A 21343-nucleotide genomic window follows, 5' to 3' on the forward strand; every position below is an offset into this window, starting at 1 on the left:
GCCTTACTGGCGATCAAACCGCGCAACTTCTGAAGTCGCGTTAATTTGTCCCTCCGTAGAGTTACGGTAAATGAAAACCGTCACTAACAAATGAACGAAGCGATGAGATCAGCGCATCAACGCAAGCGCGTCCGAGAAAAATTGCGGTCCGCCGAAATTGCCTGATTTCAGAGCAAGCAGCATCTCGCCTTTGTTCGCGCCGACCGCACGCAGCACCGGCACACCAGCGGCGATCTCCACGCCGACGAGAAAACCTGGAATTCGCAAACGATCCACCACGGCGCCTGACGTCTCACCGCCGGCGACCACCAATCGACGCACGCCGTGTTCGACGAGACCTTCCGCGATGTCGGCCATCGCCTGCTCGATGGTATGCCCGGCTGCATCACGGCCATAACGGGACTGCAGAGCTGCGACTTCGTCGGGCGTGGCGCTGCTGGCGATCAGCACCGGCCCTTCGCCGATCCGGTCGCGGGCCCAGGCGAGCGCGCGATGGACTTCATCCTTGCCGATCACGATCCGCTCGGGGTCGAGATGCAGCACGGCCATGCTGCGCTCGGCATTGGCGATCTGCTGCAGTGTCGCTTGCGAACAGCTTCCGGCGAGACAGGCGGCTGGCCCTCCGACCAGCGCCTCGGCCGTCACGCTTGCGGCTTCTGGCCTGACTTTTCCGGAGTCAACCAGCGCCCGGGCAAGCCCGAGCCCGATCCCGGAAGCGCCGACCGAAACGCGATGGTCCAGCGCCACCGTGCCGATGGTGCCGAGGTCGCGGTCGAACACGGCATCGATGATGGCGGCACCAAATCCGCCGGCGGCAAGATCTGCAAGGCGCGCGCGAACGGCGTCCGGACCGCGCGCAACGGTAGCAAGATCGATCAGTCCGACCTTTGTGCTGCTCTGGCATGCCAGCACCCGCACCAGGTTCGAGTCATGCATCGGGTTGAGCGGATGATCCTTGAGCGGGCTTTCGTTCAGCGGCACCGACCCGACGAACAAATTGCCCTGGTATACGGTGCGTCCGGTTTCCGGGAATGCCGGCGTGACCAGCACGATGTTGTCGCCGGAATCTTTGCGCAGCGCATCCATCACCGGGCCGATATTGCCGGCGTTGGTAGAGTCGAAGGTCGAGCAGATCTTGAACAGCACATGCGAGGCGCCGCGGCCGCGCAGCCACTTCTCCGCCGCGCGCGAGCGCGTGACCGCCTGGCTCGCCTCGATCGAGCGACTCTTCAGCGAGACCACGACAGCGTCGACCTCGGGCAAAGCGAGATCGTCCGACGGCACACCAATCGTCTGCACCGTGCGCAGGCCGGCACGGGTCAGCGAATTGGCGAGATCGGAGGCGCCGGTGTAGTCGTCGGCGATGCAGCCCAGCGCCAAAGTCATGCTTTTGCTCCGGCATAGGGCTTGAACCAGCCGAGGCCATCGACGGTCTTGCCACGCGGATTATATTCGCAGCCGACGAAGCCGGCATAGCCGAGCCGGTCGAGCTCATCGAACAGGAACGGATAGTTCAGCTCTTCGCCATCGGGCTCGTTGCGCGAGGGGATGCTGGCGATCTGGGTGTGGCCGATGATCGGCATCATCTCACGCAGCCGCATGGTGACATCGCCATGGATGATCTGGCAGTGATAGATGTCGAACTGCAACTTCAGGTTCAGAATCTTCAACTCGTTGATCAGATCACGTGCAAAGCCGAAATCGTTGAGGAAATAGCCGGGCACGTTGCGTGGATTGATCGGCTCGATCACGACGTCGAGGCCGTGCGGCGCGAAGAACTCGGCGGCCCATGTAACGGACTTATAAAATGCCTCGACCGCCTTGCGATCGCTTCGGTCGGCGATCCCCGCCATCAGGTGCACGCGCTTGACGCCGGTCGCCTCCGCATAAGGCAGTGCGGTGGCGAGGCTCGCCTTCATATCCTCAAACCGGTCCGGCAGCGCCGCGAACCCCTTCTCTCCGGCCGCCCAATCGCCCGGCGGCAGGTTGAACAGCGCCTGCGTCAGGCCGTTCTCGCGCAGCCGCTCGCCGACCTCCTTCGCCGGATGGTCATAGGGAAACAGGAACTCCACCGCGGTAAAGCCGGCTTTCGCCGCAGCCTCGAAACGGTCGAGGAACGCGACCTCGTTGAACATCATGGTGAGATTGGCGGCAAAGCGGGGCATCGCGTGTCCTTATTAATTGTGTTCGCCGGGCAGCTTGGTGCCGGTGACGCGGGCGTACATCCGCGCCACCGAGGCGTCGTCATCACGCCCCATGCCGGCGGCGGCCGTCATCAGGAACATCTGCAGCGCTGCGGCTGAGACCGGCACCGGGAATTTCGCTGACCGAGCCATGTCCTGGATAATGCCCAGATCCTTGACGAAAATCTCCACCGCGCTGCGCGGCGTGTAGTCGCCGTCGAGCACATGCGGCATGCGGTTCTCGAACATCCAGGAATTGCCGGCGGAGGCCGTGATCACCTCATAGACCTTGCGGATATCGAGGCCTTGCTTGGCCGCGAACGCCATCGCCTCCGAGGCGGCGGCGATATGCACGCCGGCCAGGAGCTGGTTGATCATCTTGAACGCGGCGCCCTGCCCGGCCGCATCGCCGAGTTCATAGAGCTTGGCCGCCATCGCATCGAGCGCGGGACGGGCTTTTGCGAACGCCGCCGCGCTGCCGGAAGCAAGGATGGTGAGTTCGCCCTGCGCTGCGCGCTGGGCGCCGCCGGAGATCGGGGCATCCAGATAATGCCGGTCCGTCGCCTCGAGCTTGGCTGCCAATCGCCGCGCCACATCAGGGTCCATGGTCGCGGAGGACACGAACACGGATCCCTTCGGCAGCGTCTCGGCGACGCCGTTCTCGCCGAACAGGATCGTTTCGGTCTGGTCGGCGTTGACGACCACGCTGACCACGATGTCGGCGCTATCGGCGGCTTCCTTCGGTGTCTTGGCTCCCTTGCCGCCGCCCCGGACAAACCGCGCGACGCTGTCGGCGGAGACGTCGCAGCCGGTCACCTCGAAGCCCGCGCGCAACAGCGAGGTCGCCATGCCCGATCCCATCGAGCCGAGCCCGATCACGGCGACGCGGGTTTTTGACTGGTCAGGCATGCGGCGGTCCCTCACATTTTTCTTCAGGCTTGTCCCCTGCGTATCACGGCTTGGCCGCCGTGCCAAAGCGTGAGACAAGGCGACAAACGGGTATGGCTGCCATGAGCGAAACAAAGCTCCGTGAGGAAATCTGCCGCTTCGGCCGCTCGCTGTTCGAGCGCGGGCTGACGCCGGGCTCGTCAGGCAATATCAGCGTGAGGCTGGACGATGGCGGCTGGCTGGTGACGCCGACCAATGCCTCGCTCGGTTTCCTCGATCCTGCCAGGATGTCGCGGCTCGATGCCGATGGGCGGCTGGTCTCGGGCGACGCGCCGACCAAGGAGGTGCCGCTGCACACCGCGCTCTACCAGACCCGCGGCGCGGCGCGTGCCGTCGTGCATCTGCATTCGACCCATTCCGTGGCTCTCTCGATGCTGCCCGAGATCGACCCGCGCGCCGCGCTGCCGCCGCTCACCGCCTATTATGTGATGAAATGCGGCCCGACCGCGCTGGTGCCTTATTATCGACCCGGCGATCCCGCGGTGGCCGACGCGATCAAGGGATTGGCGGGCAAATATTCGTCGGTGCTGCTCGCCAATCATGGGCCTGTGGTTTCAGGCGACACGCTGGAAGCCGCGGTGTTCGCGACGGAGGAACTGGAAGAGACCGCGAAGCTCTATCTGCTGCTGCGCGGGCTGAACCCGCGCTATCTCTCGCCGGAGCAGGTGGCGGATTTGACTAAGGTGTTCGGGCTGAAGCTGCCGGAGCATGGGCACTAGCCCTTCCGAATTCGTCATGGCCGGGCTTGTCCCGGCCATCCACGTTCTTTGCATCCGGAAAGAAAGATCGTGGATGCCCGGGACAAGCCCGGGCATGACGGAGAACCTACCGTTTCGTCATTGCGAGCGAAGCGAAGCAATGACGGGGACGCGGATCAAAGCCCCAGATAGGCCTTGCGCACGTCGGGATTGGTGCTGATCTCAGCCGCCGGGCCCTGCATCAGCACGCGGCCGGTCTGCAGGATGTAGGCGCGGTCGGCGATCTCAAGACATTCGGCCATGCGCTGCTCGACGATCAACACGGTCATGCCGGCGTCGCGGATGCGCTTCACCGCCTGGAAGATCTCGTCGACCAGCTTTGGCATGATGCCCTGCGACGGCTCGTCGAGCATCAAGAGCCGCGGGCGGGTCATCAGCGCGCGGCCGATCGCGAGCATCTGCTGCTCACCGCCGGACAGCGTCTCGGCGCGCTGCTCCAGCCGCTCCGAAAGCCGCGGGAACAATTTGAACACGAGATCGAGCGGCTCGTCGCGGTTGGCTTCACTGCGGTAGAGATAGCTGCCGAGGCGGAGATTGTCGCGCACCGACAGGCGCGGAAACAGCCGGCGGTTTTCCGGCACGAAGGCGATGCCGCCGGCGGTGATGACATGCTGCGGCTTGCCGTCGATCCGGGCCCCGTCGAAGGTGACGGTGCCGGAGCGCGGGCGCTCAGCGCCGGCGATGGACTTCAGAAGCGTCGATTTGCCGGCCCCGTTGGCGCCGGCGACGCAGACGATCTCGCCCTTGGCGACCTCGATCGAGACGGCGGAGATCGCAACCAGCCCCTGATAGGCGGTGGTGACTTCATGCACCGACAGCATGACGATCCCCAAGATAGGCGGTGATGACCTTCGGGTCGCGCACGACCTCGGTTGGCTTGCCCTCGACCAGCACCTTGCCGAGGTCGAGCACGATGGCGCGGTCGACCAGCGGCATCACAATCTCCATGACATGCTCGACCATCAGCACGGTGACGCCGGTGTCGCGCACCTTGCGCACCAGTTCGACGCCGGTCTTGGCCTCCACCGGTGTGAGGCCGGTCAAGACTTCATCGAGCAGCAGCAGTTTTGGTTCGGTCGCGAGCGCGCGGGCCACTTCGAGACGCCGCTTCTCTGATGGCACCAGATCGCTTGCCAGCACGTTGGCACGCGTGCCGAGCCCGCAGAATTCCAGCACCTCATGCGCCTTGCGGCGGGCGACGCGCATCACGGTGTTGCGGATCAGCGCGCCGACGATGACGTTGTCGATGACCGTCATGGTCTCGAAGCTTTTCACCACCTGAAAGGTGCGGCCGATGCCACGCTGGCAGCGTTCCGCCGCCGGCAATCTCGTGACATCCTCGCCATCGAACCAGATCGAGCCTTGAGTGGGCGGCAGCACGCCGGCGATCAGGTTGAACAGGGTCGACTTGCCGGCGCCGTTGGGACCGATCAGCCCGACGATTTCGCCGCGGCCAACCGAGATCGAGACGTCGCTGTTGGCGACCAGGCCGCCGAACCGCTGCCAGACGCCACGGGTTTCCAGGAGCGCCGTCATCGCACGGCCGCCTTGCGCCAAAAGAACTTGGGCCGTGCAAACAGGCTCACCAGCCCTCTCGGCAGCGCCAATGAGATCAGCACGATCAGCGTGCCGTAGACGATCAGGTCCACACCGCGTCCCGAACCGCCGATGAAGGATCGGGTCAGTTCGGTCAGCGGGATCAGGATCACGGCGCCAAGCACCGGTCCCCACAGCGTGCCGATGCCGCCGAGCACCGCGGGCAGCGCCATCAGCAGCGAGAACTGGAAGCCCATCACGCTTTCAGGATCGATGTAGGAGACGAACTGTGCGTAGAAGCTGCCGCCGACGGCGACCAGGAACGCGGAGACCGCTGCCGCCCCCATCTTGGAATTGAACACGACGACGCCAAGGCTTTCGGCCGCGTCCGGATTGTCCTTCACCGCGCGCCACCAATAGCCCCATTTGGAGTCCTCCAGCCACCAGGTGACGAACCAGGCGACGCAGGCGAGCGCCAACGCGAAATAGAAGTAGGGCAGCTTGCTGCGCGTGAACTGGAATTTCAGCCAGCTATCGCCACGCACCGGGATATCGATGCCGAGCGCCGCCCCCGCCCACTCCCAGTTCTGGATCAAGAGCAACCCGATCTCGGCGATGACGATGGTGGCGATGACGAAATAGTGCCCGCGCAGGCGGAAGCAGGGATAGCCGAGCGCCATCGCGATCAGCGCCGAGATCACGCCGCCGACCAGCATGCCGAACCAGGGCAACACGCCGAACTTGGTGAACAGCAGTGCCGTGGTGTAGGCGCCGAGCCCGAAATAAAGCGCGTGGCCGAGCGAAATCTGGCCGCAATAGCCGGACAGGATGTTCCAGCTCTGCGAGAGCGCCGCATACATCAGCGTCAGCACCATGACGTTCTGGACGTAGACGTCCTTCACGAACAGCGGCACCAGCGCGGCGACGGCCGCAAGACAAAAGGCGATGATCAATTCGCGGCGGCGTCGTCTGGCGAAATCCTTTTCCATCACATCGACCCGAACAGGCCGCGCGGGCGGACGAAGACGACGAGCAGATAGACCGCATAGATGCCGACCGATTTCAGCGACGGCGGCAGGATCAGCGCGGTGGTTGCCTCGACCAGGCCGACGATGATGCCGCCGGCGAAGGCGCCGAACACGCTGCCGAAGCCACCGAGCGCCACGGTGACGTAGGCGATCAGCGCGAAGGAGGCGCCGACATCGGGATAGACATAGAAGAAGATCGCCATGATCGCGCCGGCAAGACCAACGAGCGCCGCGCCGAGCCCCCAGCCGAGCGCGAATACCCGGTTCTTGTCGATGCCGACCAGCGCCACCGCACCGGCATCCTCACGCGTTGCCTCCAGCGCGCGGCCGAAATCGGTGCGGTGGATGAAGAAGTAGAGTCCCGCGAAGGCCGCGATCGACAGCAGCGCGCCGACGAGTTGCGGCTCCGGCAGGAAGATGCCGCCAACCGAGATGGTTTTCCCGCCGAGCCAGGAATTGGTGACGCTGCGATAGTCCGGCGTGAAGAAGAACTGCGCCAGTCCGCGCATTACGATGGCAAGGCCGAAGGTGGAGAAGATCTGCACCATGCCGGCATTGGCCTTGGCGCGCACGGCAAAGCGCACGATCAAGAGATAGACGATCGCCCCGAACACGAACAGAGCCGCCGCCACCAGCGGCGCCGACAACAGCGGGTCGATGGCGAAGAACGCGAACAGGAAGAATGTCGCGTACATCGCGATCATCAGGAACTCGCCATGGGCGAAGTTCACGACGTCCATCAGGCCGAAGATCAGCGCCAGCCCGACGGCGATCAGTCCATAGAGCAGCCCCATCAGGAGGCCGCTCGCCAGACTCTGGATAATGGTCTCGGCTGTCACTGCTGCAGCTCCGCACCAGCATCGCCATCCGTCATTGCGAGGAGCGAAGCGACGAAGCAATCCATTCTCTCAGCTCGTGGCGACATGGATTGCTTCGCTCGCAATGACGGAACGCGCAGTTATCATCGAGTCCAGGGTCACGATGGTTCTTCCCCTACCCGCGCCGCTCACTTCATCGGCCAGACGGCTTCGGCCACTGCCGCCTGCGGCGGGAAGATCGTGACGAACTTGCCGCCGATATATTGCAGCAGCACCGGATCGGCGTCGTTGTTCTGGCCCATGTCGTCAAACTTCACGCGCTTCCAGGGCATGATGGTCGCCTCGCCCGGCATGTCGGTCGCGACCAGCGCCTCGCGGATCTTCTCGCCATCGGTGGACTTGGCGCGGTTGATGGCATCGGCCATCACGATCAGGCCCATGAACTGGCGCGACGAATAGTCGTTGAAGTCCTTGCCCGACCGCTCCTTATACATCGCGTTGATCTTGCCGACCATCGGCCGCTTGGCGGCGAGATCGAGCGAGAAGCTACCGCGCGAGATCACGCCTTCGAGCTTGTCGCCGACCGCATCATACAGCGCCTTTTCGGAGAAGCCGGCGTCCTGCGCCACGATCGCCGGCGGCTTGTAGCCGAGTTCGCCCATGGTCTTCACGAGCAGGATGCCGTCGGTGGTGTAGCTCGAGGGCATCAGCACGTCGGCATTACCAGCCTTGAGCTGCTGCACTTCGGCCGACAGTGACGGCGAATTGGCGCGGTACTTGATGTCGGCAACGATCTTGTAGCCGCGCTCACGTGCGAGCTTGGTCTGCGCGTTGCCGGAGTCGGTGCCGAAGATCGTATCCTCGTGGAACAGCGACAGCGTGTCGATCTTGGTGCCCTTCTTCTTCATCGCATCGAAGAAGTCGAACATCGCGGTCGAGAACATCTCGTCATGAGGCGCCGCGCGGAAATAGAATTTCAGGCCGCGGCGATGCAGGCTCGGCGAAGAATTGTCGGCCGAGATAAAGGGGATCTGGTAACGCTCGCAGATCTGGCTGACGGTGACGGCAACCGCGCTCTGGTAGGTGCCGACGATGGCGCAGACCTTCTCCTGTGTGATCAGGCGCTCGGCTTCGGCGCGACCCTTCTGCGGATCGGCCTGGTGATCGGCGAAAACGAGGCGGACCTTGGCACCTCCCAGGCCGGACAGGCCCTCGCCCTTGGCGAGCGGCAGCTCGAAATCATAGTTCTTGTTGATGATATCGGCCGCGGTCTCGAATGCCTTTTGCGCGTCGACGCCGATCTGGGCGCTTGCGCCGGACAGCGGATAGATCACGCCGATCACCACCTCGCTGGTTTGCGCGCGCGCAGCGATCGGCGCGAGCGCGGCAGCAGCGGTGGCTCCAAGCAACACATTGCGGCGAGTGATCGTCATTTGCGGAAATTCCCCTTAATTGAAGCGTAGCTATCGAATGAAACGGAAGGCGGTTGCGGTAAAGCCTCAAGAAACGGCAAGCGCTGCCCTTTAGAGCACAGCCAACTGCTTGTTCCTCAGATCAGTGATCAACATCAACCCCGGCGCATGAGTGATCGCGAATGGTAGCTTGGCGTTCGCGATCACCGCCTGCGGTGTCACGCCGCACGCCCAGAATACCGGAATCTCATCGGCTTCGACCGGAACCGGATCACCATAGTCGGGCTTGGCGATGTCGCTGATGCCAATCAGATGCGGATGGCCGAGATGCACCGGCGCGCCGTGCACCGAGGGAAAACGCGAGGTGACCTGCACCGCGCGGATTGCATCGGCCGGCTTGAAGGGACGCATCGACACCACCATCGGCCCCGCGAACGGGCCCGACGATCGGCAGGCGATATTGGTGCGGTACATCGGCACCCGCACGTGGCGCTCGATGTGACGGATCGGCAGGCCCTCGTCCATCAGCGCTTCTTCGAACGAGAACGAGCAGCCGAGCACAAAGGCGACGAGATCGTCGCGCCAATGCTGCATGACATCGGTCGGCTCCTCCACCACCTCGCCGTCGCGCCAGATGCGATAGCGCGGCACGTCGGTGCGGATGTCGAGGTCGAGGCCAAGCGCGGGAATTCGGGGGTCACCGACATCAGACATGCCGATGATCGGGCACGGCTTCGGGTTGAGCTGGCAGAAGCGGTGGAAGGCCCCGGCGAGCTTTTCCGGCAGGATGGCAAGGTTGCCCTGGACAAAGCCGTTCGCCACCCCGGCGGTGCTCGAAGCCATGCCCTCACGGCACGCTAGCCGGGCCTCTCGGCTCGGAAGCACGGGATCGTTGTCACGGGCTTGCTGCGCTGCCGCAAAAACAGTCATTTGACCGACCTGCCTAATATCTCGACAAGCGCAGCCAACACCAAGCGTGCTATAAAGTCTAATCTTCCTTTCTAATCGAATTCGATAAGTTTGATTTATCGAACGGGAAAAAGCCTCCAATGCTTGATTTCAGGTCGATCGAAACGTTCCTCTGGGTGGTCAAGCTTGGAAGCTTCCGTGGCGCGGCGCAGCGGCTCAACACGACCCAGCCGGCGATCTCCCAACGCATCGCCCAGCTCGAACGCGAGTTGGGCGTGAAACTGCTCAACCGCGACCATCGGGTGGCCTCGCCGACGCCGAGCGGCCGGCAGATGATGGTCTATGCGGAGAAGCTGATCGGGCTGCGCTCGGAGATGATGGCCGAGATCGGCGACCGCTCCGCGATGCGCGGCGTGCTCCGGCTCGGCGTCGCCGAGACCATCGTGCACACCTGGCTGACGCGCCTCGTCAAGAGCGTCAACGAGGTCTATCCGAACCTGTCGCTGGAAATCGAGGTGGACATCACACCTAATTTGAGCGCGCGGCTGCTCGCGCAAGAGATCGAGCTGGCCTTCGTGGTGGGGCCGCTGTCGGCGTCGGGCGTGCAGAGCCGCGTGCTTTGCGATTATCCGATCGGATTTCTGGCGAGCCCGGCGCTCGGCCTCGGCAATGGCCCGGTGGCGCGGCATGAGCTGGCGCGCTTTCCGATCATCACCTTTCCCCGCAAGACAGTGCCTTACGAAAGCGTGCGCGCGGTGTTCGAACGGCCAGACCTGCCGCCGATCCGGCTGCACGCCAGCGCCTCGCTGGCAACGGTGATCCACATGGCGATCGAAGGGCTCGGCATCGCCGTGATCCCGTCAGCCATCGTCGAGAACGAACTCGCCGACGGACGGCTGCAACTGCTCGATACCGACATCAACATGGCGCCGCTCACCTTCAACGCAAACTGGCTCACCTCCCCCGACATCGCCGCAATCGAGCGCGTCGCCGACCTCGCGCGCCAGATCGCGCAAACGAGCCCGTCGGTTGACGATCCGCTGCGAGCGCGTCATTGAACGAACACTATGTAACGACCCGTCATTCCGGGGCGCCCGCAGGGCGAACCCGGAATCTCGAGATTCCGAGTCTGGTCCTTCGGACCATCCCGGAATGACAGAAAACGAATGGAACGAACGCATGAGCCGAGCCGCATCCAACCTGCAGATCGATTCCGCCCGCCTCTGGGGCACGATTCATGAAACTGCGAAATTCGGCGGGACGCCGAAAGGCGGTGTGCGGCGGCTGACCTTGAGCGCCGAGGACAAGCAGGTGCGCGACTGGTTCCGCAAGGCGTGCGAGGACGCAGGGCTGGAGGTTCATGTTGACGCGCTCGGCTCGATGTTCGGCCTGCGCAAGGGCCGCGACATGTCGAAACCGCCGATCGGGCTCGGCTCGCATCTCGACACCCAGCCGACCGGCGGCAAATATGACGGCGTGCTCGGCACGCTCGCCGCGCTCGAAGTCGTGCGCACACTCAATGATGCCGGCATCGAGACCGAGATGCCGATCTGCATCTGCAACTGGACCAACGAAGAAGGCTCGCGCTTCGCGCCGGCGATGATGGCCTCCGCCGCCTATGTCGGCGATTTCACCACTGATGACATCCTGTCGCGCAGGGATGCCGAGGGCGTCACGGTTGCCGAAGCGCTCGACGGCATCGGCTATCGCGGCACGACGGCGGTCGGCACGCAAAAATTCTCCGGCTTCGTCGAATTGCATATCGAGCAGGGCCCGATCCTGGAAGCCGAGAACAAGACCATCGGCGTGGTCGATTCCGGCCAGGGCGTCTTATGGTACGACGGCAAGATCACGGGCTTCGAGAGCCATGCCGGCTCGACACCGATGCCGCTGCGGCGCGATGCGCTGGCAACCTTGTCGGAGATCGTGCTGGCGATGGAGAGCATCGCGAAAAAGCACGGGCCGAACGCGGTCGGCACAATCGGCGAGGCCGTGATCGCGAAGCCCTCGCGCAACGTCATTCCGGGCGAGATCGCCTTCACCGTCGATTGCCGCAGCGCCGATGCCGCCATCATGGACGCGCTGGACAAGGACCTGCGCGCTGCGATCGCCGAGATCGCCGCCCGCCGCAAGGTCGAGGTTACGCTCGACCTGGTCTGGCGCAAGCCGCCGACGCATTTCGATCCCAAGCTGGTCGATGCCGTCGAGAACGCCGCCAAGCAACTCGGCTATTCGCACCGACGCATCACCTCGGGCGCCGGCCACGACGCCTGCAACCTCAACACGGTGATCCCTGCGGCAATGGTGTTCGTACCCTGCAAGGACGGCATCAGCCACAACGAGCTCGAGGACGCAACGCAGACCGATTGCGCCGCCGGCGCCAACGTCCTGATGCATACGGTGCTCGCACTCGCCGGCGTCGCGTCCTGACCGGTCCACCAAGCAAGATGGAGATGTGCCGTGCGCGGGGTTTTTGTCGACGCCAATGAAGCGCTTGCCGTGATCTTCGAGCGCCTGGAGAAACCCGGCGATCCCAAGGTGCGCATCCACCGCGACCCGGACGTCACGTCCGACCAACTGCCAAAAGTGCTCGATGGCGCCGAGATCGCCATCATCGACCACACGGCGCTGCCGACCGACATCGCAAAGCAGTGCGGCGGGCTGAAGCACGTCGTGTTCCTCGGCACCGGCGCGCGCAGCTACATGAATCCGGAGGAGCTCGCCGAACTCGGCATCTCCGTGCATCTGATCAAGGGCTATGGCGACACCGCCGTGGCGGAGTCCGCGATCGCGCTGATGTGGGCCTCCGCCCGCGTGCTGGCGCAGATGGACCGCGAGATGCGCGCCGGCAAGTGGCTGCGCGAAGACGGCATGCAGCTCACCGGCAAGACGCTCGGCCTGATCGGATTCGGCGGGATCGCGGCTGAAGTCGCGCGCATCGCGGTGGGCTCGGGAATGCGCGTGATCGCCTGGAACCGCTCGCCGAAGAGCTATCCGGGCGTTGACTTCGTCGATCTCGACACGCTGCTGGCGCAGAGCCATGTCGTCTCGCTGCATCTTCTGCTCAACGACGACACAAGAGGCTTCATCACCCGCGAGCGCATCGCCGCGATGAAGCCGGGCGTCATCTTCGTCAACACCGCCCGGGCCGCCATCGTCGACGAAGCAGCGATGATCGATGCGCTGAACTCAGGCCACATCCGCCACGCCGGGCTCGATGTCTTCACCGTCGAGCCGCTGCCTGCGGATCATCCGCTGACGAAACTGCCAAACGTCACGCTCTCGGCGCATTCCGCCTTCCGCACGCCGGAAGCCAGCGAGAACCTGCTGCATGCCGCCTGGGAGCATTGCCGACGGATCGTGACGTCGTAGGGTGGGCAAAGCGAAGCGTGCCCACCATTGCGAGCGGTGCAGGTGACGGTGGGCACGCTGCGCTTTGCCCACCCTACGGACCATCCAGCGCCGTCATTGCGAGCGAAGCGAAACAATCCATCCCGCCACTTGCTGACACATGGATTGCTTCGTCGCTTCGCTCCTCGCAATGACGATGGACGGCGTCTTAATCCACCATCTCCGCGACTGCCTTGCCGCAAGCCTCGGTATCCGCATTGCCGCCGAGGTCGCGGGTGCGGAGCGTGCGTTCGGCGAGCGTGCGTTCGATCGCGCCGACCACCGCGTCCGCCGCCGGCTTCTCGCCGAGATGCTCCAGCATCATCGCGCCTGACCAGATCATGCCGATGGGGTTGGCGATCCCTTGGCCCGCGATATCGGGCGCCGAGCCGTGCACCGGCTCGAACACCGACGGGAAATCGCCTTCCGGATTGATGTTGCCCGAGGGCGCAATGCCGATGGTGCCGGTGCAGGCCGGGCCGAGATCGGAGAGGATATCCCCGAACAGATTGGAGCCGACCACGACGTCGAACCAGTCCGGATGCAGCACGAAGTTCGCGGTCAGGATGTCGATGTGGTACTTGTCCCACTTCACCGACGGATACTTCTTCGCCATCGCCTCCACGCGCTCGTCCCAATAGGGCATGGTGATCGAGATGCCGTTCGACTTCGTCGCGGAGGTCAGATGCTTCTTCGGCCGCGACTGCGCGAGGTCGAAGGCGAATTTCAGGATGCGGTCGACGCCGATGCGGGTCATCACCGTCTGCTGCGTCACGAACTCACGCTCGGTGTCCGGGAACATCCGCCCGCCAACGGACGAATATTCGCCTTCGGTGTTCTCGCGCACCACCCAGAAATCGATATCGCCGGGCTTGCGGTTCGCGAGCGGCGACGGCACGCCGGGCATCAGCCGCACCGGGCGCAAATTGACATACTGGTCGAACTCACGGCGGAACTTGATCAGCGAGCCCCACAGCGAGACGTGATCCGGAATCTTGGCCGGCCAGCCGACCGCGCCGAAATAGATCGCGTCGTGCTTGCCTATCTGCTCCTTCCAGTCATCCGGCATCATCTGGCCGTGCTTCTCGTAATAGTCATAGGAGGCGAAATCGAAATGGTCGAACTGCACGGCGACGCCATGTTTCTTCGCGGCGGCCTCGAGCACACGCAGCCCCTCCGGCATCACCTCCTTGCCGATGCCGTCGCCGGGAATGACCGCGATCCGATACTGTTTCTTTGCGTTGGCCATGAAGAACACCCTTGTGATTTGCCCGGCTTGAGGCGCCGTCTATTCTCGCGCCCTGCAATGGACCAAACTTCGCCCCGGCGCAACGCTGCAGTGCAATGTTGACGGTCAAGGCGTGATCCACCTACCAATTCCGCCGACTTTTCTCCGATCCCCTCCAGCAACAGCGAGTATTGCCATGGACCTGCATCTGCGCGGCAAGCGCGTTCTGATTACCGGCGCCTCCAAGGGCATCGGCGCGGCCGCCGCCGAAGCCTTTGCCGAGGAAGGCTGCCATCTGCTGCTGGCCGCCCGCAGCGGCGACCAGTTGAAGGCGCTGGCCGACCGCCTGCGCTCGGCCCACCAGATCGATGCCGCGACATCGATCGTCGACCTGCGCAAGCCGGAGGATCTGGCGCGATTGGCAAAAGAGGCAGCCGACATCGACATCCTCGTCAACAATGCCGGCGATATTCCCGGCGGCTCGATCGACAAGATCGATGAGGCGACCTGGCGACACGCCTGGGAACTCAAGGTGTTCGGCTATATCAATCTCACCCGCGCGATCTACGCACAGATGAAGGCGCGTGGCGGCGGCGTGATCATCAACGACATCGGCGCCGCCGGCGAGAAATTCGATGCCAACTATATCGCGGGCAGTGCCGGCAACGCCGCGCTGATGGCGCTGACCCGCGCGCTCGGCGGCAAGAGCCTTGCCGACAACATCCGCATCGTCGGCATCAACCCCGGTCCCGTCGGCACCGACCGGCATGTCACGCTGCTCAAGACCCGCGCCAAACATCAGTTCGGCGACGAGAACCGCTACAAGGAATTCCAGAAGAGCCTGCCGCTCGGCCGCCCGGCCCACGCGCGCGAGATCGCCGACCTCATGGCGTTCCTGGCGTCCGACCGCGCGGGTTATACCTCAGGCGTGATCTATACGGTCGACGGCGGCATTAGCGCGGGGTGGTGATGGCTACCACCGTCATTGCGAGCGAAGCGAAGCAATCCATCGCATCCGCGGAGACAGTATGGATTGCTTCGTCGCTCACGCTCCTCGCAATGACGTTGGCCTCACTCGCCCTCGCACAGCCGCCGAATCAGCGTCGTGATCCGTCCCTTCGGCGACATCATCTCGTCCATGATTGAAAAATGGTCAGCGCCGGGAATCTCCTCATACGTCACCGGCAATCCATAATTGGCGCGGTGCCCGGCAAAATCGGCGGTCTGCTTGCGCAAGAGCGGCAGTTCGCCGCTGCCGACCACCAGCGACAGCGGCTTCGGCGGCCCGCCCGCCTGCTCCATCGGAGAATTGCGGTGGGAAGCCGCCTCGTCGAGCCCGAGCTTGACGTTGAGATAGCTCATCCGGATCGGCTCGAGATCATAGATGCCAGAGATCGCGACCCCGCCCCGCACATGCGGATGCGACAGCGCCATCGCGGTCAGATGACCGCCGGCCGACCAGCCGGACACCACAAGCTCGGTTTCGGCCGCGCCCAGCGCCGGCAACTGTTTCGCGAGGAAGTCGATGCCGGCGTGGATCTCGGCGACGATCTCGTCGAGCGTCGCCTCCGGTGCGAGCGTATAGCCGATCAGCGCGACATTGATGCCATGCGCCATCGCTCCTTCAGCCATCACGGTGAAGAACTCCTTCGACCGCATCTGCCAATAGCCGCCATGGATGAACAGCAGCGTCGGCGCGCGCTCGCCCGCTTTGAGGAAATCGATGCGGTTGCGCTCACGCGGGCCATAGCGGAGATCGATGTGATTGGGATAGCGCTTGCGCAGCTCGGCGGAGCGCTCGCCCCAGCCCGCAACGATATCACCGCTGCCTAAAACTGCGGCACCGTTGTTAAGGCCGCGGTCTCGCTCCTCCTGGCTCATGTCGCGCCAATCGAGCGCAGAGAAGGGTGTCGTCATCAGCAGATCTCCGGTTCCAGCCATTCCCCCAGCACGTTTCCACTTTTCCGGAAATTGGTCTAGAGCACTATTCCCTCCGCTATTACGAACTGCAATCAATGGAGATGCGAGTGACGGATCAAGGCCTGGTGCGGGAGAGCGCCTGCACAGTCGTCGACAAATTGCGATCTGGCGAGGTCACCCCGCTCGACCTGCTCGATGTCCTGGAAAAACGGATCACCGAAGTCGACGACAAGGTCAACGCGCTCCCGATCCTGTGCTTCGACCGTGCCCGGCAGCACGCCAAGGCGTTGATGCAGAAGCCGGCCCCTGAGCGTGGCCTGCTCGCCGGCCTGCCGGTGCCGATCAAGGATCTCACGAATGTCGCTGATGTGCGCACCACGCAGGGATCGCCGATCTTCAAGGATACCGTCGCCACCAGGTCCGATATCGTCGTCACGAATCTGGAAGCGAATGGCGGTGTGGTCTACGCCAAGTCGAACACGCCGGAATTCGGGGCCGGCGCCAACACCTTCAATGAAGTGTTCGGGGCGACGTTGAACCCCTGGGATACGTCGCGCTCGGCAGCCGGCTCTTCCGGCGGAGCGGCGGTCGCGCTGGCGACCGGAATGGCATGGCTTGCCCACGGCACCGATATGGGTGGATCGCTGCGCAATCCAGCCAGCTTCTGCGGCATCGTCGGAATGCGGCCCAGCATCGGCCGCGTCGCCCACACGCCGAGCGCCATGATCGATCGCAACCTGACCGTTCACGGCCCGATGGCGCGCAACGTCGAGGATCTCGCGCTGCTGCTCGACGCGATGAGCGGCGAGTATGCCGCCGACCCGCTGTCGCTGCCGGCGCCGACGGCGTCGTTCCTGTCAGCGACGCGCTCCGGCAAGAGGCCGAAACGCATCGCCTATTCGCCCGACCTCGGCATCACCCCGGTTGATCCCGAAGTAAAGGCGATCACGCGCAGCGCGGCGGAACGCTTTGCCGAAGCAGGCGCCATCGTCGAGGAAGCGTATCCCGACCTCAGCGAAGCTCATGAATGCTTCCACGTGCTGCGCGCGTTCGACTTCGCTGTAACCAAGGCGGCGCTGCTTCGCACCAAGCGCGACATGCTCAAGCCGGAGGTGATCTGGAACATCGAGGAAGGCCTGAAGTTGACGGTCGAGCAACTCGAGCGCGCCGAGGCCCAGCGCGTCGCCATGACGGCGCGCACCCTCGAATTCTTCGGCAGCTACGACCTGTTGCTGACGCCTGCGACCATCGTCGCGCCGTTCCCGATCGAGAACCGCTATGTCGCTGAATGCGACGGCAAGAAGTTCGACAATTACGTGCAGTGGCTCGGCATCGTCTATGCGATCACACTTGCGTGTTGTCCGGCGCTGTCCCTGCCCTGCGGCTTCACCGCCTCCGGCCTGCCGGTCGGATTGCAGATGGTGGCACCGCCACGCGGCGAAGCTCAGCTATTGGCCGGCGCGAAGGTGCTGGAGGATATTTTGGGCGTGCACTGCACCACTCCGATCGATCCGCGGGCGCCGAGATAAGGATCTCTCCCCTCATGGTGAGGAGGCGCGCAGCGCCGTCTCGAACCATGAGGCCCCGATCTCACCCGGGGCCCATCCTTCGAGACGCCTGCTCCGCAGGCTCTCAGGATGAGGGCTATCGAGAGGAGAAAGACACGCCCATCGGCAATTGCGCTGGCGACATTTGACGTGCTACCGGGGCCGCAACCAGTTCCCGACCTCGTGAAGTGTGTCGGGCCGGATGATCAAATTGCCGTGCGTGGAGTTCCAATATGACAGATCAGGCCGCTAGGATCGCCGACGAGCCCATCGACATTCGTGACGTCGAACGACGGATCAAGGCGATCTTCATCGGCTCGGTCGGCAATCTCATCGAGTGGTACGACTTCTACGCCTACACGGCGTTTGCGCTGTATTTCGCGCCAGCGTTCTTTCCCGGCAACGATCCGGTGGTGCAGCAGCTCAATGCGGCCGTGATATTCGCCGCGACCTTCCTGATGCGACCGCTCGGCGGCTGGCTGTTCGGCTTCATCGCCGACCGTTACGGACGCCGGCTGTCGCTCACGATCTCCGTGGTCTGCATGTGCTTCGGCTCGCTGATCATCGCGGTGACGCCGACCTACGCCACGATCGGCTTTGCCGCGCCCGTGATCCTTGCGCTGGCGCGCGTGATCGAGGGTCTCAGCCTCGGTGGCGAATATGGCGCGAGCGCCACCTATCTCAGCGAAGTCGCCGACGCCAAGAATCGCGGTTTCTATTCGAGCTTCCAATACGTCACCTTGATCGGCGGCCAGCTCACCGCGATCATCGTGCTGCTCCTGCTGCAGAAGGTGTTCTTGACGCCGGAACAGCTCAAGGACTGGGGCTGGCGGATTCCCTTCGCGATCGGTGCGGCGCTTGCCGTGATCGCAGCGGTGATGCGGCGCAGCCTGCAGGAGACCGACGCCTTCGAGGAAGCAAAGAAGGTCAGCAAGCCGACCGGCTCGATCACGAAGCTTCTGAACTATCCGCGCGAATTGCTGCTGGTGGTCGGGCTGACCGCGGGCGGCACCGCGGCTTTCTACACCTTCACCACCTACATGCAGACCTTCGTCAAATTGTCGGTCGGCCTCACCGAGGACCAAACCACTTTCGTGATCTTCGGCTCGCTGATCTTCGCGACCATTCTGCAACCGCTCTACGGCGCGCTGTCCGACCGGATCGGCCGCAAGCCGCTCCTGATCTTCTTCGGTGTCGCCGGCACGCTCGCGACCGTTCCGATCCTGACCACGCTGAAAGATACCAAATCGCCCTTCATCGCGTTCCTCTTGATCTGCGGCGCCTGGATCTTCACCGCCGGCTACACGTCGATCAACGCTGTGGTGAAGGCCGAACTGTTTCCGACCAATGTCCGCGCGCTCGGCGTCGGCCTGCCCTATGCGATCACGGTGTCTCTGTTCGGCGGCACAGCGCCCGCGATCGCGCTCTATTTCAAGAGCCTTGGTCACGAACAATGGTTCTACTATTACCTCAGCGGCATGATCTTCCTCTCGCTCCTGATCTATGCAACCATGCGCGACACCAAGCATGAATCAGCGATGCATCGCCACGAGTGACGACAAATGGCTGACGACCAGGAGCCGCCGCCGGAAAGCAAGCTGACGCGCAGCAAGGAGCGCTGGGCGCGCGAAGGCCGCTTCCTCACCGGCAGGATCACGCGTCCCGACGAGCAACGCCTGCCGCCGGGCCAGCATCTCACCCGCGACTGGCCGACGCTCGATCTCGGATTGACGCCCGAGATTCCCCGCGAGCGCTGGCGGCTCGACGTCTATGGCGCGGTGGAACATCCGGTGTTCTGGGATTGGGCGCAGTTCACCGCGCAGCCGCAATCGCAATTCGTCTCCGACATCCATTGCGTCACCACCTGGTCGCGCTACGACAATCAATGGCAGGGTCTTGCGACCCGCGATCTCTTGGCCGCCTGCCAGCCACATGAGGATGCGCGCTTCGTGGTGCTGCATTCCTATGACGGCTACACCACCAATCTGGCGATTGAGGATTTTGCCGCCGAGGACGCGCTGCTTGCGCATGGCTGGTCAGGCAAACCGCTGACCGAAGAGCATGGCGGCCCCGTGCGGCTCGTGGTGCCGCATCTCTATTTCTGGAAGAGCGCCAAATGGCTGCAGGCGATCGAATTCGTGACGCAGGACAAGCCCGGCTATTGGGAAGTCCGCGGCTATCACAACCGCGGCGATCCCTGGAAGGAAGAACGTTATTCGGGTGATTGACTGTTGTCGGTGGCGTTCTTCACCTCTCCCGTAGGGAGAGGTCGAATTTAGAGCGTAGCGAGAAATTCGGGTGAGGGGTTACGCTCTATCGAGGGACCTGAACCCCTCACCCGGCGCTGCACGCCGACCTCTCCCTATGGGAGAGGTGAAGGGAAACCGTGATGGAGGGTAGCCGTGCCGACTGAACGCTTCCAGTTCGCAAGCTCGGAAGGACACCAGCTCGCCGCCGCGTTGGACACGCCTGACGGCGAGATTCACGCCTATGCGCTGTTTGCGCATTGCTTCACCTGCGGCAAGGACGTGCTGGCCGCCAAGCGCATCGCGGTCGCGCTTGCCGCCAAAGGCATCGCGGTGCTGCGCTTCGATTTCACGGGGCTCGGCTCCAGCGAAGGCGATTTCGCCAATTCGACGTTCTCCTCCAACGTCGCCGATCTCGTCCGCGCCGCCGATCACCTGCGCGAAACCCGCAAAGCGCCCGATCTCCTGATCGGCCACAGCCTCGGCGGTGCCGCGATCCTCGCCGCGGCCGCGCAGATTCCGGAGGCGAAGGCCATCGTCACCATCGCCGCGCCGTCCGATCCCGCCCACGTCACCCACTTGCTCAAGGACCAGGTCGAGAACATCCGTGAGCAAGGTGAAGTCGAGGTCTCGCTCGCCGGCCGGCCGTTCCGCATCAAGCGCGAATTCCTCGATGACATCGCCGAGCAGAATCTGCTGGCGCAGGTCGCAAAGCTGCACAAGGCGCTGTTGATCATGCATACGCCGACCGACGACACCGTCGGCATCGAGAACGCCACCAAGCTGTTCATCGCGGCAAAGCACCCCAAGAGCTTCGTCTCGCTCGCCGACGCCGATCATCTCCTCGCAGACAAGCGAGACACCAGCTATGCCGCCGACGTTATCGCGGCCTGGTCGGAGCGCTATGTCGGGCCGGCGGTGCTCGGGCCTCCGGTAGATCTCACCGAGGCGCCGCGCCGTGTCGTGGTGCGCGAGACGCGCGACAGCAAGTTCCAACAGATCGTCACCGTCGGCCCGCACCGATTGCTGGCGGACGAACCGGCCGCCGTCGGCGGCAAGGACTCAGGGCCCGGCCCTTACGATCTCGTGCTCGCGGGACTTGGCGCCTGCACCTCGATGACGATGCGCATGTACGCCGACCGCAAGGCGCTGCCGCTCGATCGCGTCACGGTAACGCTGACGCACAGCAAGATCTACGCCAAGGATTGCGCGGAGTGCGAGACGCGCGAAGGCATGCTCGACCAGATCGACCGTGTCATCAAGATCGATGGCCCCTCGCTCGACGACGACCAGCGCAAGCGGCTGATGGAGATCGCCGACAAGTGCCCGGTGCACCGGACGCTGACGTCGGAGGTGCGGATCGTGACGAAGGCCGCGGATTGAGAAAGTCTTGCACCCGCTAGCCGCCGGACATTGGCGT

The 21343-nt window shown here is 63.8% G+C and carries 20 protein-coding genes; 9 read left to right on the forward strand and 11 right to left on the reverse strand.

The features are described 5' to 3' along the window. Positions 1 to 108: 108 nt before the first annotated feature. From otnK to ltnD, 3 genes are read right to left on the reverse strand one after another with little or no spacing between them, the layout of a single operon-like run. Positions 109 to 1386 (reverse strand): 3-oxo-tetronate kinase, encoded by a 1278-nt coding sequence (gene otnK, locus AC5ZG5_RS03505; RefSeq protein ID WP_456641037.1) that lies wholly within the window; start codon positions 1384 to 1386, stop codon positions 109 to 111. Further along, positions 1383 to 2165, reverse strand: coding sequence for a 2-oxo-tetronate isomerase (gene otnI, locus AC5ZG5_RS03510; RefSeq protein WP_456641038.1), 783 nt, complete (start codon positions 2163 to 2165; stop codon positions 1383 to 1385). Before otnI ends, otnK begins: the two co-directional genes overlap by 4 nt. Before the next feature lie 12 nt (positions 2166 to 2177). Further along, positions 2178 to 3119 (reverse strand): L-threonate dehydrogenase, encoded by a 942-nt coding sequence (gene ltnD / locus AC5ZG5_RS03515; RefSeq protein WP_456641308.1) that lies wholly within the window; start codon positions 3117 to 3119, stop codon positions 2178 to 2180. Positions 3120 to 3193: 74 nt separating this feature from the next. Between ltnD and otnC the strand changes: the two genes are divergently transcribed. Continuing rightward, positions 3194 to 3850 (forward strand): 3-oxo-tetronate 4-phosphate decarboxylase, encoded by a 657-nt coding sequence (gene otnC / locus AC5ZG5_RS03520; RefSeq protein ID WP_456641039.1) that lies wholly within the window; start codon positions 3194 to 3196, stop codon positions 3848 to 3850. A gap of 155 nt (positions 3851 to 4005) precedes the next feature. Here otnC and AC5ZG5_RS03525 read toward each other — a convergent pair whose 3' ends face one another. From AC5ZG5_RS03525 to AC5ZG5_RS03550, 6 genes are all read right to left on the reverse strand, one after another. Then, entirely contained in the window at positions 4006 to 4710 is a 705-nt protein-coding gene (locus AC5ZG5_RS03525; protein WP_130226579.1) for an ABC transporter ATP-binding protein, read from the reverse strand. Then, a complete protein-coding gene (locus AC5ZG5_RS03530; RefSeq protein ID WP_028164960.1) occupies positions 4694 to 5425 on the reverse strand; it encodes an ABC transporter ATP-binding protein in 732 nt (243 codons plus the stop codon). Before AC5ZG5_RS03530 ends, AC5ZG5_RS03525 begins: the two co-directional genes overlap by 17 nt. Beyond that, the gene (locus AC5ZG5_RS03535) at positions 5422 to 6414 is read right to left on the reverse strand and encodes a branched-chain amino acid ABC transporter permease (RefSeq protein ID WP_456641040.1); all 993 of its coding nucleotides are present in this window, start codon (positions 6412 to 6414) and stop codon (positions 5422 to 5424) included. The genes AC5ZG5_RS03530 and AC5ZG5_RS03535 overlap by 4 nt, the downstream gene beginning before the upstream one ends. Then, the gene (locus AC5ZG5_RS03540; RefSeq protein ID WP_028164962.1) at positions 6414 to 7292 is read right to left on the reverse strand and encodes a branched-chain amino acid ABC transporter permease; all 879 of its coding nucleotides are present in this window, start codon (positions 7290 to 7292) and stop codon (positions 6414 to 6416) included. Before AC5ZG5_RS03540 ends, AC5ZG5_RS03535 begins: the two co-directional genes overlap by 1 nt. Positions 7293 to 7459: 167 nt before the next feature. Beyond that, complete coding sequence (locus AC5ZG5_RS03545) at positions 7460 to 8704, reverse strand: ABC transporter substrate-binding protein (protein WP_456641041.1); 1245 nt, start codon at positions 8702 to 8704, stop codon at positions 7460 to 7462. 90 nt (positions 8705 to 8794) lie between these two features. Next, entirely contained in the window at positions 8795 to 9613 is an 819-nt protein-coding gene (locus AC5ZG5_RS03550) for a putative hydro-lyase (protein ID WP_456641042.1), read from the reverse strand. Positions 9614 to 9732: 119 nt separating this feature from the next. Here AC5ZG5_RS03550 and AC5ZG5_RS03555 point away from each other — a divergent pair, with 119 nt between their 5' ends. The 3 genes from AC5ZG5_RS03555 (at position 9733) to AC5ZG5_RS03565 (ending at position 12964) form a co-directional block, all read left to right on the forward strand. After that, positions 9733 to 10650, forward strand: a complete 918-nt coding sequence (locus AC5ZG5_RS03555) for a LysR family transcriptional regulator (protein WP_456641043.1) — start codon at positions 9733 to 9735, stop codon at positions 10648 to 10650. A 121-nt stretch (positions 10651 to 10771) separates the two neighbouring features. After that, complete coding sequence (locus AC5ZG5_RS03560; RefSeq protein WP_456641044.1) at positions 10772 to 12022, forward strand: Zn-dependent hydrolase; 1251 nt, start codon at positions 10772 to 10774, stop codon at positions 12020 to 12022. Positions 12023 to 12052: 30 nt separating this feature from the next. Next, positions 12053 to 12964: an NAD(P)-dependent oxidoreductase gene (locus tag AC5ZG5_RS03565; protein WP_456641045.1), complete on the forward strand. Its 912-nt coding sequence runs from the start codon at positions 12053 to 12055 to the stop codon at positions 12962 to 12964. Positions 12965 to 13151: 187 nt separating this feature from the next. Here AC5ZG5_RS03565 and AC5ZG5_RS03570 read toward each other — a convergent pair whose 3' ends face one another. Continuing rightward, entirely contained in the window at positions 13152 to 14231 is a 1080-nt protein-coding gene (locus AC5ZG5_RS03570; RefSeq protein WP_456641046.1) for a tartrate dehydrogenase, read from the reverse strand. A 175-nt stretch (positions 14232 to 14406) separates the two neighbouring features. Between AC5ZG5_RS03570 and AC5ZG5_RS03575 the strand changes: the two genes are divergently transcribed. Further along, on the forward strand, positions 14407 to 15180 hold the full coding sequence (locus tag AC5ZG5_RS03575; protein WP_456641047.1) for an SDR family oxidoreductase: 774 nt from the start codon (positions 14407 to 14409) through the stop codon (positions 15178 to 15180). Between the two features lie 101 nt (positions 15181 to 15281). On the opposite strand, the gene AC5ZG5_RS03580 is transcribed toward AC5ZG5_RS03575, so the two are convergent. Further along, a complete protein-coding gene (locus tag AC5ZG5_RS03580; protein WP_456641048.1) occupies positions 15282 to 16127 on the reverse strand; it encodes an alpha/beta hydrolase in 846 nt (281 codons plus the stop codon). 104 nt (positions 16128 to 16231) lie between these two features. Here AC5ZG5_RS03580 and AC5ZG5_RS03585 point away from each other — a divergent pair, with 104 nt between their 5' ends. From AC5ZG5_RS03585 to AC5ZG5_RS03600, 4 genes are all read left to right on the forward strand, one after another. Then, complete coding sequence (locus AC5ZG5_RS03585; RefSeq protein WP_456641309.1) at positions 16232 to 17659, forward strand: amidase; 1428 nt, start codon at positions 16232 to 16234, stop codon at positions 17657 to 17659. A gap of 251 nt (positions 17660 to 17910) precedes the next feature. Further along, on the forward strand, positions 17911 to 19233 hold the full coding sequence (locus AC5ZG5_RS03590; RefSeq protein WP_456641049.1) for an MFS transporter: 1323 nt from the start codon (positions 17911 to 17913) through the stop codon (positions 19231 to 19233). Between the two features lie 6 nt (positions 19234 to 19239). Further along, positions 19240 to 19905 carry a sulfite oxidase-like oxidoreductase gene (locus AC5ZG5_RS03595; RefSeq protein WP_028164973.1) on the forward strand — a complete coding sequence of 222 codons (666 nt, stop codon included), beginning with the start codon at positions 19240 to 19242 and terminating at the stop codon, positions 19903 to 19905. Between the two features lie 174 nt (positions 19906 to 20079). Then, entirely contained in the window at positions 20080 to 21306 is a 1227-nt protein-coding gene (locus tag AC5ZG5_RS03600) for a bifunctional alpha/beta hydrolase/OsmC family protein (protein WP_456641050.1), read from the forward strand. The last annotated feature ends 37 nt before the right edge of the window (positions 21307 to 21343 follow it).

Source organism: Bradyrhizobium sp. Ses1 (assembly GCF_059512365.1).

Excerpts from the sequence above, each read along its gene's own strand:
- otnK (WP_456641037.1), bottom strand. The coding sequence starts at position 1,386 with ATGACTTTGGCGCTGGGCTGCATCGCCGACGACTACACCGGCGCCTCC.
- AC5ZG5_RS03550 (WP_456641042.1), bottom strand. The coding sequence starts at position 9,613 with ATGACTGTTTTTGCGGCAGCGCAGCAAGCCCGTGACAACGATCCCGTG.
- AC5ZG5_RS03545 (WP_456641041.1), bottom strand. The coding sequence starts at position 8,704 with ATGACGATCACTCGCCGCAATGTGTTGCTTGGAGCCACCGCTGCTGCC.
- AC5ZG5_RS03535 (WP_456641040.1), bottom strand. The coding sequence starts at position 6,414 with ATGGAAAAGGATTTCGCCAGACGACGCCGCCGCGAATTGATCATCGCC.
- AC5ZG5_RS03595 (WP_028164973.1), top strand. The coding sequence starts at position 19,240 with ATGGCTGACGACCAGGAGCCGCCGCCGGAAAGCAAGCTGACGCGCAGC.
- AC5ZG5_RS03530 (WP_028164960.1), bottom strand. The coding sequence starts at position 5,425 with ATGACGGCGCTCCTGGAAACCCGTGGCGTCTGGCAGCGGTTCGGCGGC.
- AC5ZG5_RS03525 (WP_130226579.1), bottom strand. The coding sequence starts at position 4,710 with ATGCTGTCGGTGCATGAAGTCACCACCGCCTATCAGGGGCTGGTTGCG.
- AC5ZG5_RS03575 (WP_456641047.1), top strand. The coding sequence starts at position 14,407 with ATGGACCTGCATCTGCGCGGCAAGCGCGTTCTGATTACCGGCGCCTCC.
- otnI (WP_456641038.1), bottom strand. The coding sequence starts at position 2,165 with ATGCCCCGCTTTGCCGCCAATCTCACCATGATGTTCAACGAGGTCGCG.
- AC5ZG5_RS03580 (WP_456641048.1), bottom strand. The coding sequence starts at position 16,127 with ATGACGACACCCTTCTCTGCGCTCGATTGGCGCGACATGAGCCAGGAG.
- AC5ZG5_RS03570 (WP_456641046.1), bottom strand. The coding sequence starts at position 14,231 with ATGGCCAACGCAAAGAAACAGTATCGGATCGCGGTCATTCCCGGCGAC.
- otnC (WP_456641039.1), top strand. The coding sequence starts at position 3,194 with ATGAGCGAAACAAAGCTCCGTGAGGAAATCTGCCGCTTCGGCCGCTCG.
- AC5ZG5_RS03585 (WP_456641309.1), top strand. The coding sequence starts at position 16,232 with ATGCGAGTGACGGATCAAGGCCTGGTGCGGGAGAGCGCCTGCACAGTC.
- AC5ZG5_RS03590 (WP_456641049.1), top strand. The coding sequence starts at position 17,911 with ATGACAGATCAGGCCGCTAGGATCGCCGACGAGCCCATCGACATTCGT.
- AC5ZG5_RS03555 (WP_456641043.1), top strand. The coding sequence starts at position 9,733 with ATGCTTGATTTCAGGTCGATCGAAACGTTCCTCTGGGTGGTCAAGCTT.
- AC5ZG5_RS03560 (WP_456641044.1), top strand. The coding sequence starts at position 10,772 with ATGAGCCGAGCCGCATCCAACCTGCAGATCGATTCCGCCCGCCTCTGG.